This window comes from Proteiniphilum acetatigenes DSM 18083 (assembly GCF_000380985.1).
Lineage (GTDB): Bacteria > Bacteroidota > Bacteroidia > Bacteroidales > Dysgonomonadaceae > Proteiniphilum > Proteiniphilum acetatigenes.
The window spans coordinates 174,604-187,163 of the sequence record NZ_KB905698.1; the positions used below are offsets into that span (position 1 = coordinate 174,604).

10 protein-coding genes are annotated in these 12,560 nt (G+C 41.5%); all 10 read left to right on the forward strand.

Annotated features, from left to right (window positions below; all coding sequences use genetic code 11):
- The first annotated feature begins 79 nt into the window (after positions 1 to 79).
- On the forward strand, positions 80 to 1,669 hold the full coding sequence (locus F597_RS0112475) for a sulfatase family protein (RefSeq protein WP_019540087.1): 1,590 nt from the start codon (positions 80 to 82) through the stop codon (positions 1,667 to 1,669).
- A gap of 36 nt (positions 1,670 to 1,705) precedes the next feature.
- Positions 1,706 to 3,556: an endonuclease/exonuclease/phosphatase family protein gene (locus F597_RS0112480; protein ID WP_019540088.1), complete on the forward strand. Its 1,851-nt coding sequence runs from the start codon at positions 1,706 to 1,708 to the stop codon at positions 3,554 to 3,556.
- 322 nt (positions 3,557 to 3,878) lie between these two features.
- A complete protein-coding gene (locus F597_RS21665; protein ID WP_157279125.1) occupies positions 3,879 to 4,877 on the forward strand; it encodes a lanthionine synthetase LanC family protein in 999 nt (332 codons plus the stop codon).
- A 12-nt stretch (positions 4,878 to 4,889) separates the two neighbouring features.
- Positions 4,890 to 6,152 carry a glycosyltransferase family 4 protein gene (locus F597_RS0112490; RefSeq protein ID WP_019540090.1) on the forward strand — a complete coding sequence of 421 codons (1,263 nt, stop codon included), beginning with the start codon at positions 4,890 to 4,892 and terminating at the stop codon, positions 6,150 to 6,152.
- Positions 6,145 to 6,993, forward strand: a complete 849-nt coding sequence (locus F597_RS0112495) for a glycosyltransferase family 2 protein (RefSeq protein WP_019540091.1) — start codon at positions 6,145 to 6,147, stop codon at positions 6,991 to 6,993. The genes F597_RS0112490 and F597_RS0112495 overlap by 8 nt, the downstream gene beginning before the upstream one ends.
- Before the next feature lie 30 nt (positions 6,994 to 7,023).
- On the forward strand, positions 7,024 to 7,680 hold the full coding sequence (locus F597_RS21670) for a hypothetical protein (protein ID WP_052319819.1): 657 nt from the start codon (positions 7,024 to 7,026) through the stop codon (positions 7,678 to 7,680).
- A gap of 20 nt (positions 7,681 to 7,700) precedes the next feature.
- Positions 7,701 to 8,618, forward strand: coding sequence for a YqhG/Tai3 family protein (locus F597_RS21675; protein WP_019540093.1), 918 nt, complete (start codon positions 7,701 to 7,703; stop codon positions 8,616 to 8,618).
- 507 nt (positions 8,619 to 9,125) lie between these two features.
- A complete protein-coding gene (locus tag F597_RS22010; protein WP_019540094.1) occupies positions 9,126 to 10,913 on the forward strand; it encodes a glycosyltransferase family 4 protein in 1,788 nt (595 codons plus the stop codon).
- Entirely contained in the window at positions 10,894 to 12,237 is a 1,344-nt protein-coding gene (locus F597_RS0112520) for an HlyD family secretion protein (RefSeq protein WP_019540095.1), read from the forward strand. Before F597_RS22010 ends, F597_RS0112520 begins: the two co-directional genes overlap by 20 nt.
- Positions 12,238 to 12,270: 33 nt before the next feature.
- The coding region (locus tag F597_RS0112525) for a cysteine peptidase family C39 domain-containing protein (protein WP_026327413.1) at positions 12,271 to 12,560 on the forward strand (290 nt) is incomplete at its 3' end.

A 12,560-nucleotide genomic window follows, 5' to 3' on the forward strand; every position in this document is an offset into this window, starting at 1 on the left:
CACACCATAAGGTAAATACAAAATGAACCCGCGAATTTTTTTGATAAAGAAATAGTTGATAATCAATAATTTTAATCATATGAAACGATATAACTTGGTTATCCCGGCGAAATGGGCCGGTCTCGGTTCCCTGGCATTACTGGGCGCCTGTCAAAACCAGGAGAAAGAGCCCCAGCAACCGAACATCATTTTCATTATGAGCGACGACCATGCCTATCAGGCAATCAGCGCTTATGGTCACGGATTGAACGAGACACCGAACATAGACAGGTTGGCAGAAGAAGGCGCCATGTTTACCCGATCGACGGTTACCAACTCCATCAGTGCTCCCAGCCGTGCGGTTCTGCTCACCGGTAAACACAGCTTTGTAAATGGAAAGGTCGACAATAACCGTCCTTTCGACTGGAACCAACCCAACTTTCCGAAACTGATGCAGGCTAACGGATACCAGACCGCCATGATCGGCAAGATTCACCTCGACGGTATCCCGCAGGGATTCGACTTTTCAATGGTACTTCCGGGACAGGGACAATATTACAACCCCGATTTTCTGATCGACGGGGAAAAGGTACGTAAAGAAGGGTATTGCACTGAAATCATCACCGAAACCACCCTGGACTGGCTGAAGAACAAACGCGATCCCAACAAGCCGTTCTGTGTGCTGTATCACCAGAAAGCGCCCCATCGCAACTGGCAACCAGCTCCAAAATACCTCACTCTCTATGACGAGGTCACTTTCGAACCCCCGGCCAACTTCTTCGACAATTATGAAGGTCGTGGAAGGGCGGCAAAAGAACAGGAGATGCAGATACACGGCCATGCCATGTGGGGACACGACTTTAAAATGATCGTTGATCCTTATGGCGACAGTACCGGATTTCATCATGAACTGAATCGCTTCAATGATAAGCAGCGTGAAGACTGGATGGCCGCCTATACACCTGAAAACGAAGAGTTCAAAGCGAAATATCACAGCCTTATGGATAAAGAAATCGCCTTGTGGAAATACAACCGTTATATCAAAGATTACCTGCGCACTATCAAATCAATCGACGATGGCGTAGGGGAGCTACTTGACTACCTCGAGGAAGCAGGCCTGGCAGAAAATACCATTGTGGTCTATACCTCCGACCAGGGTTTTTACCTTGGGGAGCACGGCTGGTTCGACAAGCGGTTCATGTATGAAGAGTCATTCAGAACTCCGTTGTTGATGCGCTATCCCGAAGAGATAAAACCCGGAACTGTCATAGACGCATTAGTCCAGAATCTTGACTTTGCTCCTACTTTTCTCGATTATGCAGGTATCAAAGCACCGGAAGAGATGCAGGGAGAATCTTTCCGGCAACTGGTAGCCGGAAAAACCGACAAATGGCGTGATGCTGTCTATTATACTTATTATGAATTCCCATCGGTACATATGGTGAAAAGGCACTACGGCGTGGCTACCGACCGCTATAAGTTGATACATTTTTACTACGATATAGATGAGTGGGAGATGTATGACCTGGAAACAGACCCCATGGAGATGAGGAATATCTATGATGATCCGTCTTATACCGAGGTACAAGATATGCTTCACAAGAGACTGGAAGAGCTTCGTGTGTACTATGGCGACAGCGACGAACTCAATGAACAATTCCTGAAAGAATATCTCGAAAGCCAAAATTGATGTGTTGATGTGATGATTCTAAAAACATACAATATAATGAAGCAAACAACTCTTTTCACAATCTTTTGTCTTGTGCTGTTCCATGCAGGAGCGCAAACATTTCCACAGCGTGAAAATACACACCGACTTATGAGTTACAATATCCATCATGGCGAAGGGATGGACGGTAAAATAGATATTGAACGGATCGGCAAACTGATCATTGACATCAACCCCGAAGTAGTGGGATTACAGGAGGTGGACAGTGTAGTGGTCAGAAGCGGCAATATCGATATCCTGCAACTACTTTCTGAACAAACCGGCATGTATGCTACCTTCGGTTATTCTATCCTGCACGACGGAGGGAAGTACGGCAACGGCGTCCTGACAAGGGAAAAGCCGATCGCGGTAAAAAAGATTGCTCTTCCGGGAGCCAAAGAAGCCCGCACCGCATTGATAGTGGAACTCGATAAATACGTGGTAGTCAATACACATCTGTCGCTTACCAACGAAGAGCGGCTCGAATCGGTTAAGATCATTACCGATGCCGTAGAAATATACGACAAACCGATATTTCTGATGGGAGATCTCAATGCCACTCCTGATTCCGAACCTATCACATTCCTGCAGGATAAATGGCAGATCCTCTCCAATCCTAAACAGCCCACCTCCCCATCGGTCAATCCCCGGTCAACAATTGATTACATACTGGGATATACGGCCAAAGGCGAGACCTATGCGAAATACAGGGCTCACGTAATCGATGAGCAGGTAGCATCAGACCATAGACCTCTGTTTGTGGATATCCGCCTGAAAACACCCGCATCTGAAGTAATGCGCACCATCCCTTACCTGCAGAACCCCGGCACCGACGAGATGACCGTGATGTGGCTGACCAATGTGCCGGCACGCAGCTGGGTTGAATACGGCACAGATCCTAATAACCTGAAACGGGCACGCACTTTCATCGAAGGAGTTATGGTTGCGAATAACAAGATCAACCAGGTACATCTTTCCGACCTGCAACCGGGTACACGATACTATTACCGGGTCGTATCCCAGGAAATCACCCGATATTCCAGCTATTACAAGGAGTTTGGAGACACCGTAAGATCCGATATCAAAACATTCACCACCTGGAGTGATGATATGAAAGATTTCCGTGTGATCGTATACAACGACATCCACAGTAATATGGAGATGTTCCACAAACTACACTCTCTGGTAGAGGATAAGCCTTATGACCTGGTTATCTTTAACGGCGACTGCTTTGATGATGTAGAGGTTGAAAGCGATATCCTGGACAGGTTACTCACCTACACGCCCAGGATCAAAAGCGATGAAATACCCTCCATATTTATCAGGGGAAATCATGAAACACGAGGAGAATACTCCCTCCACTTGTGGGACTATCTCGGGAGAATGGGTGGTCGCTCCTACAGCGCTTTTTCATTGGGCGATACCCGTTTTGTCCTTCTCGATTGCGGTGAAGACAAGCCGGACGACCACTGGGTGTATTACGATATGAATGATTACACCCAGCACCGGATCGACCAGGCCGAGTTCCTGAAAGAAGAATTGCAGTCCGCAGCATTTAAGGATGCCAGGAAACGGGTACTGATCCACCATATCCCTATTTTCGGAGTCAGGCCCGATAGCTTCTCTCCCTGTTCCGACCTATGGATACCGGTACTGGAGAACGCACCATTTAATATTTCCCTCAACGGTCACACACACCGCTACCGGGTAATAGAAAAGGGAGAAACGGGAAATAACTTCCCCGTCATTATCGGCGGAGGTAACAGAGAGCCTAACGGCACCGTGATGGTACTCGAGAAAAAGAGAGACAGGCTTACCCTCGAAGTGATCAATGCGGCAGGCAAAAAGTTATTGGAGAGGGAAATATAACAAACATATTGACAGATTCAATTACCAGCTCCCGGTTAATTATTTCTTCATTGAATAGTTTGGTGAATTATCATTTAAATATCATTTAATCAGATAATTAAAGCGTGTAATTTTAAAAGGTTGTTTTATATTAATAATCAATCAGTTATAAGCAGCCCTTTGAAAAAAATACTGAACTATTCTTCATTAAAAACTTGTGGAACTTAACTTATATAATATTAACTTTAATCTGTGCTACATCTAATTTTTTTTATTTATCTTGCAAAAATATTTGTAACTCTTGAATTTTTCGATTATGCTTGCTGGGACAAACATATCGAAATTGATTGATTATCTGCTATTAAACGCTTATTCGGTCAATTCGTCCGGCTTATACAATGGAAAAGCAGGCATCTCTTTGTGTTTTTTTGAGATAGCCCGGTTTTTACAAGATGAATACATTGAAGAGCAGGCATTTGAGTTGCTTCAGGAATCCTTGTTAACCAAAAATGAAGACATCGGGTTCGAAAACGGACTCTCCGGTATCGGGTACGTATTGCTTTACCTGATAAAGAACCAGTTCATCGAAGCTGATTTTGAAGAATTGTTCGGTAACCAACAAAGGAAAATAGAAGAATACATTGAGAACCTGAAAGTGAGGGAAAGGGATAAGGATAAATTTGTCAGGTACAACCTTAAAGTCATTTTCTTTTTGGATTCATTATTTTCTCACAACGTTAAGTACCGGCGCGTGGAATCGTTATTCCCCATTTTTTCTGATACGGCCTGCCGGTTGTTAGAAGAATATGCTTCTACCATCGATAAAAAACAAAAGGTCTGTTTGAAAACAGAATATGTCGCCTTCTTTGAAATGTATTTGAAGGCAGCCGCTGTTTGCCAAAACTTCCAATGCTCCTCCGATATGTTAGACACATATATCCGGATTTTTACCCAAGACCAACTGGTTTCAAACTTTATAATAGGATATTACTTGGAAAATACAGCTACGGATAAGAATCATATCTGGCTAAAAGGTGTGGCGGAGATAAACCGGATTTTTGCCTTGAAAAACCTATATCCCGCGACCATGTCTCTTGCGCAACGGATAGAATTGCTTTACTTGTTACGACAGGATGAGGATTTATATAAGGAACAGATAAAGCTGTTAGAGAAGGATCTTTTCGACAGTATTCCACAATCTGCCCTGGAAAGGAATTTGTTGTCTGCGACCGGGACGGATTGTTTTGTCGCAGGATACCAATCGGGGATCGCCCGCTTCCTGCTCTATTGGATATATCGTAATGCAGATAAAGTAAAGCGGAAGCATATACCATTCTTGTAAGCTATAAAATAAATGGAACCGATAAACCTGTTTTTGATGGATATGTCCCATGCCGGTAACACGTCTGGGGTCGACCGTTATATGGGAACATTGCTGAAGGGATTACGGGATTTCCCGTTCATCCGTGTTTATTGGATCCATTTGAGGCATGATCCATTCATTCTATTTCATTCCAAGGAACAAACACCGTCTTACACCAAAATCACAATCCCTCTGCCCCAACAATTCAACGAAATTATTGGACAAAAATTCTGGATAAACAAATACAATGAACAGGTTTACCGGATCATCGGGTATTTGTTCGAAAACAAGAAAGATATCATTATACATATCCATACACTCAATTTAATAGATTTAGCCATTTTTATCAGGACGATAACAGGATGTAAGATAATAACACATCTGCATTGCATTCCATGGAAGGGGCTGTATAACAATAATATACGGAAGTTCAACGAATTGTTTAATCTTATATATATAAAAAAGGAGCAAGTTGCAGATAAGGACAAATTTGTCACGAACCATAGCGAGATCCAATCTTATACCGATGCCGACCGTATTATTTGTGTAACGCACTGTGCAAAGGATTTTCTGAAAAATTCAATGGCTATCCCGAGCGATAAAATATCTGTAATCCCCAATGGAATGGGCGACTTTAGAGAAAGAAGCGAAAGAAGGGAAAATAGAGACTGCCGGATTTTTCAATTATTTTATGTGGGTGTTTTGTCTCCAGGTAAAGGTTTGAAATATATTCTGGATGCAATGCGGAAAGTCCAGCAAAGAGGTTATCAGGTTTCATTGACGATAGCCGGAAAAGTCTCTCCACTTCAGGCTGAAAATATTAAGGTAGTAAACAAAGATTTATCTCTGAATATACTGGGTAGAATTCCTTTCAATAAATTAAAGGAGTATTATGCCCGGAGTGACGCGGGAATTATCGCTTCGCTGCAAGAGCAATCGAGTTATGTTGCTATCGAAATGGCTATGTTCGGACTTCCTGTTATAACGACCGCCGTTGACGGGTTAGACGAAATGTTTACCGATAATCTGAATGCCTTGAAAGTGGATACCTGTTTTTCAACAGTCAGGGGACTTTCGGTTAACACCGGACAAATGTCGGATGAGATTATTGAACTGATTGAGGACAAATCGTTAAGAACGCGATTAAGCCGGAATGTAAGACAATTATACGAAAACAGATTTACACTTGAACGTATGATGAAGCAAACTCTTGAGGTGTATCAACAAATGATAGGGGGGATAGAATATGCGTGAAGTATCCGTAGTAATGTCCGCTTACAACGTTGAGAAATACGTGTCCGAAGCGGTCGAAAGCGTATTAAAACAATCGTTTCCCGATTTTGAATTCATCATCGTTGATGACGGTTCTACGGATAATACACTTTCTATTATCCGTTCTTTTAAAGACAAACGGATAAAGGTTATTGAAAACCGGCATGATTTTATCGGATCACTAAATTTAGGAATGAAAGCAGCTACCGGTAAATATGTTGCCCGTATGGATGCCGATGACATCATGCATATAGACCGGTTACGAATTGAATACACGGCTTTGGAAGAAAACCCGGATATAACCGTATGTACATCATGGATATCACCTTTCGGTGAAGACATACCTAAAGGCACGGTCAATCGCACGATTTCCGGTATCATAAAGTCTCCTTTGCTTTATTTACTCCGAAATAATCTTTTTTTTAATCCTACATCGATGATGCGCGGTGATTTTCTCAGAGAAAATACATTAAAATATGAATATTATGATTTTGCCGAAGACTATAAATGGTGGATAGAGATGGCTAAAGCGGGGGCAGTATTTTATATCGAACCACAATCGTTATTGTATTACAGGGTATCCGATTCACAAGTAACTCGTCGGTATAAGGATAAAATGAGAGAAACCTCTATACAGATAAAAAAAGAAATAATCGATTTTTTAATTGTCCTAAATAGTAACCGCTTTGCTGAATTATCTGAAATATTAACCGCGTTATATAAACTTCAAGCAAAAAATCTAATGACAGATGAAGATGTGTTTGCGTTCTTGCATACCCTCTTGGCAAAAAATCAGAATCTTCTAATCATAGAGATAAAATAATAAATTACAAACAATTAAAATTATCACATCATGCAAAAATTAACAAGAAAGAGTTTGGATGAACTAGCTATATTGATGCCGGTAATCAATGAAATCCGACAAAAAACCTACATTGGCGGAGGGGATGGATCAATATACAGTCCCTATACGATTTATGAGTTTGATTACTTGGTTTCAATCGGAAGTTGGAATGGGGGATATATAGATGGATGGGGATATACTGCACCAGAAGTTACCATCCTTGGTTCATACGACGGAAGTGGTTCGAATGAAGGTAGCGGTTCATACGGCGGTAATGGTTCAAACGGCTATAGTGGTACCTTCAATATTAATAATGCTGTAAATTATCTAACAAACAATGCACAGGAAAGTTCTTCCGGTTATTGTGCAAGATACGTGAGAGAGGCTATCGAAGCAGGAGGACTTTCAACTGATGGTCGCCCAGGATCTGCATGTGACTATGATACATACTTATCTACGATTGGTTTTTCAATGGTGGATTCTTCTGGTTATATACCCCAAGTTGGGGATATTATCGTACATGAGGCTACCAGTGGGCACGAACATGGACATATTGCTATGTACAATGGAGAACAATGGGTATCAGACTTTTTTCAAAATGATATGTATGGAGGATCTGCATATAGAAATAATCCCAATTATACGATTCTTCGATGGAATCAATAAACAATAAATAACGAGAAATTATGAAACAAAAAATAATATGTCTATTATTATTGTGCTGTTTATCCCTTTATTCTTCAGATATTTACAGTATTGGTAATTCTATAAATCTGCATAATGCACAGGGAAACAATGTAACAAAAGTTGTTGAACTGAAAGATACACTTCAGGTACAGGACGTTATTCATCGGGTTGAAAATTTTTATAAGACTTACACTACCAACGTATTGTCAAATCCTTACTCAAACGATTTGATTAAGAAAGAATATTTGACTAAAAGATTGATAGAAAAGATGGATAGGGTAATGTTAGCAACAGGCGCCGATCCTATCATTCGAGCTCAAGATTTTACTGAAAGCGCAATCAGGACATTGAAAGTAAGACATTTACGGGGTGACTGGTATATGGTTGGTTATAAATGGAATGCTAGAGATGATACAGATTATCAAGAAATTCCTTTAAAAGTGATCCAGGTAAATGGACAATACTTTATTGATTATATTACACCAGAGTGGAATGGCGCTCTTTATGGGGACACTTTACTGTGTTATAATATGAAATCGCAACCGATAGATAATCGATCATCCCTACTTTTTCTGAATACTTTCTATTCCGCATATATATATGAATATTGTAGTATACCTGAAAATTTAATCGGACGTCTTGCCGATCTCCGGAGAAAGTATTTCACATCTAATGCGTTAGCACAATTTGAAGAAGCGTTTAATGAATCTAAATTGGATGGTTATCCTAATTATGACCTATTAATTGATTATTTTGATTTTGATTGTTTATGGATTCCCTCCATTACATTTACACAATTAGATGAAAAAATCTATCAAATAAGCTATGTTAAGTTTAATATACCGGTCATTGTCGTAATGGAAATAACTGAAAAGGATGGAGAATATAAAATTGATAATATTCGTATAAAAAAGTAAATACTTGACACATAAAAGGCAATGTAAGTACCACTGGTATACTCTATAGGAGACCTCATAGATTGTGAAATTATTTCTCGTGGAGGAGATCATGATATTGCAATTAAGCAGGACATGGTAGCCATTTATGTTTCAAATAAGAAGAGTAATTGATTAATTATACAGTAATAACTGATTCCTTATGCTGTTGATAATCATTTAGGAACTGTTTAAATTATACGGAATACATTTGAATTTTTATTTGTTTACCCTTTCATGTTGTTTTTCTCCTTTTTCGCGCCTTTGAATCTTTATTTCCCTAAGGTAGCCTGCTACATTACGGGAAACGAAAACCCAAATTCATTAAAAAATGACCGGAAAACAATTCATGAAAAATTTAAACAGTTTCTAAACAATTGGCAATAACGGAAATATGAGCCAAATGGAGCCGAGTATGTGATATATGCAATATATAAGTGAAAATGAAATATTTGTTCCCTGCGGGAGTGTACTATAAATTATTGATCTATGAGAATTGCTTTTCTTTCAAGCCTCGACCCCGGTGACATCAATCATTGGTCGGGCACTTTATATTATATTTTCCGGTCGTTGCAACTAGAGCATGAATTGGAATGGATAGGCGGTGATTTTTTAGAAAAAGCAAAGCAAAAACATTATAGTGAGAGCAGGATCCATACACCCTTTATTCCGGAATTGTATTCTCCGTTGTTTGCTGAAATGGCATCAGACATTTTATATAAACATGACAAGTTTGACCTGGTTGTTGCCCGGGATTGTTTTTTTATTGCTTATCTGAAGGTAGATATCCCTATTGTGTATATTGGAGATACCACGTTTGACCTAATCCGGGAATCGTGGAGAATTACTCATGACAATACCATACGGTTATTGGATGATATTGAGAAAAGAGCTATTTTAAATACCGACTACATTATTTATAGTTCCCAATGGGCAAAGGAAAATGCAATAACCCACTACGGAGCAGATCTTTCCAAAATAGAGGTTGTGGAATTTGGTGCTAATATAACGAAAGTGCCTGTGATAGAAGATATTCAAATTCCGGAAGAAACGCTTTGCAACTTGTTGTTCATCGGGAAAGATTGGAAAAGGAAAGGAGGGGATAAGGTCGTTGAAACATTCAATCTGTTGAAAAAAAGAAATTTCAATTGTACGCTTACGATTATAGGTTGCAACCCTGACTTGAATAACTCTGATCCTGATTTAAGGATCATTCCGTTTATCAATAAATCACAAGCAGAGGATACAGAGTTGTTCCATCAGATTATGCGGACCACGCATTTTCTTCTCTTTCCCACCAATTTCGATTGTTTTGGGATTGTTTTTTGTGAAGCATCTGCTTATGGGATCCCTTCTATTACTGCCGATGTTGGTGGGGTGGGACAGGTAATAAAAGAAGGAAAGAACGGTTATTTACTTTCCGCCGACGCGCAGGCGGGAGAATATGCCAGTTTGATTGAAACGCTTTTCAACGATAAAGAACAGTATCATGGTTTGAGGGAATCGTCACGTAAAGAATTTGAGACCCGCTTGAACTGGAATACCTGGAGCATAAAAGTCGATAAGATACTAAAACAGGTTGGAGAATTAAGCAAGGGCCAAAATAAAAACTCATACTATTCTGATTTTTATATACCCGTTTACACTGTTAACTTGAAGGAGAGGTTAGACCGCCGATCTCATATCAAACAACAGTTTGAAGGCAGACGAGAGTTTAACGTTGATATCGTGGAAGGGGAACAGCACCCTGCAGGTACAATCGGATTATGGCAAAGTTTGGTGAAAGTGGTCAATATGGCGATGGAAAGGGAAGATGAGATTATTGTTTTTTGTGAAGACGATCATCTTTTTACAGAAAATTATGACCGTGATTTTTTCTTGCGGAACATTGTTGATGCCGGGAAAAAAGGTGCTGAACTTTTATCTGGTGGTGTTAGCGGCTTCGGTATGGCTGTCCCGGTATCGCCTTATCTATATTGGATAGACTGGTACTGGGGTAACCAGTTCCTGGTTATTTTCCAATCCCTTTTTCAACGTATCATTGATTATAAATTTAAAGAAAATGATATGGCTGATTTGGTACTGTCGGCTTTAACGAGCAAGAAAATGGTCATTTACCCCTTTATCTCCGTCCAGAAGGAATTTGGCTATTCGGATATAAATAAACCGAATGAAATACCCGGTTCAGTGGTTAACTTGTTTACTAAAGCAGCAAGAAGGATTTCAATCATCCACGGGGTAAGTCATTTTTATAATTATGGAAATAGAAAAGAATGATAATTTTTCAAATTTACCGGCCGTTATTCCCAAACAACCGGACTTTCCAACGGAACGGTCGGAAGAAGTGCAATCCATCATCGAGCGTATGCCCACCTACTGGGCCAAATGGGTGGCGCTTTGCGTGGGCGTTCTGATAGGGATTATCATTTTATTGGGTTTCCTGATAAAATACCCCGACACGGTAGACGGGCAGGTATCGGTTACGGCCGTAACCGCACCGGTACGCCTGGTGGCCAACACCAGCGGACGGCTTATCCTGCTGCAGCCGGATAAGACACACATACAGGAAGGATCCGTAATTTCCTATATCGAAAGCGGGGCCGACTACAGGCATATCCTCTGGGTGGATTCCCTGCTGAATAACCCGGCATCGTTTGAAAACCAATATTGTATTTTACCCGACTCCCTCCTGCTGGGCGACGTGAGTTCCGCATACAATGCCTTTATGCTTTCCCGGCTTCAATACGAAAGGTTGTTGTCCTCAGATATTTATACTACCATGCGGCAAAACCTGCAGAATCAGGTCAATTCCGACAAGCTGGTCATTGAGAACCTTAATGAGGAATTAAAGCTGAAAACCCATATACTGGCAGACTCCGAACACCGGCTAAGACAAGACAGTATCCTGCTGGACAAGGAAGTGATCAGCGAGCAGGATTACCAACAGCAACGTACCTCACACCTCTCGCTAAAGGAATCCCGGCTGAACCTGGAAAGCAGCCGTTTATTGAAACAATCGGAAATCAGCCGCAATATGATGGAAATACAACGGATCTGGTTGGAAGAAACGGAAAGCAAGGAAAAAACCTACTCCGAATTCATCACGCAGAAGAATGCCCTGGCCAATGCGGTGAGCCTCTGGAAGGAGCGTTACCTGCAATACAGCCCGGTGGAGGGGGAACTGGAATACCTCGGCTTCTGGCGCGACAACAGCTTCGTGCAGTCGGGGCAGGAACTGTTCACGGTGATCCCCGACAGGAACAACATCCTGGGGGAAGTGATGATACCCTCTTTCGGAGCCGGGAAAGTGGAAGCGGGACAAACGGCGAACGTAAAGATCAATAACTACCCCTACGACGAATACGGGTTGCTCAAAGGGGTTGTAAAATCCGTTTCGCGTATTACCAAAAAGATAGAAACAGCCAATGGAACAAGCGACGCCTACCTGGTAGTGATCGATTTCCCCGGAGGGACAACCACCAACTTCGGGAAATTCCTCCCGCTCGACTTCGAGTCGAAAGGGACGGCCGAGATCATCACCAAAAGGAAACGCCTTATCGAACGGCTGTTTGACAACCTGAAAGCGAAGACTGAGAAATAAACAACAAATAATAAACGACAGGAAGGCAAGCATATGTTATTCAACCGTTTCCCCGTGGAATACCAGATGGACTCGCAGGATTGCGGGCCGGCATCATTGAAGGTCATCGCCAAACATTTCGGGAAATTCTATTCGCTGCAATACCTGCGCGACCGTTGCGGGATTACCAAAGAAGGCGTTTCACTGCTCGACCTGAGCACCGGCGCCGAAAGCATCGGACTGCGCACCCTGGCCATCAAATGCACCGTCGACGATGTGGTGAACAGCATCCCCTTCCCCGCCATTGTCTTCTGGAACGACAACCACTTTGTGGTGGCGTATGC

Bases quoted from the DNA above. Each gene is read 5' to 3' on its own strand.
- F597_RS0112475 (WP_019540087.1), top strand. From the start codon at position 80: ATGAAACGATATAACTTGGTTATCCCGGCGAAATGGGCCGGTCTCGGT.
- F597_RS0112480 (WP_019540088.1), top strand. From the start codon at position 1,706: ATGAAGCAAACAACTCTTTTCACAATCTTTTGTCTTGTGCTGTTCCAT.
- F597_RS0112490 (WP_019540090.1), top strand. From the start codon at position 4,890: ATGGAACCGATAAACCTGTTTTTGATGGATATGTCCCATGCCGGTAAC.
- F597_RS0112495 (WP_019540091.1), top strand. From the start codon at position 6,145: ATGCGTGAAGTATCCGTAGTAATGTCCGCTTACAACGTTGAGAAATAC.
- F597_RS21670 (WP_052319819.1), top strand. From the start codon at position 7,024: ATGCAAAAATTAACAAGAAAGAGTTTGGATGAACTAGCTATATTGATG.
- F597_RS21675 (WP_019540093.1), top strand. From the start codon at position 7,701: ATGAAACAAAAAATAATATGTCTATTATTATTGTGCTGTTTATCCCTT.
- F597_RS22010 (WP_019540094.1), top strand. From the start codon at position 9,126: ATGAGAATTGCTTTTCTTTCAAGCCTCGACCCCGGTGACATCAATCAT.
- F597_RS0112520 (WP_019540095.1), top strand. From the start codon at position 10,894: ATGGAAATAGAAAAGAATGATAATTTTTCAAATTTACCGGCCGTTATT.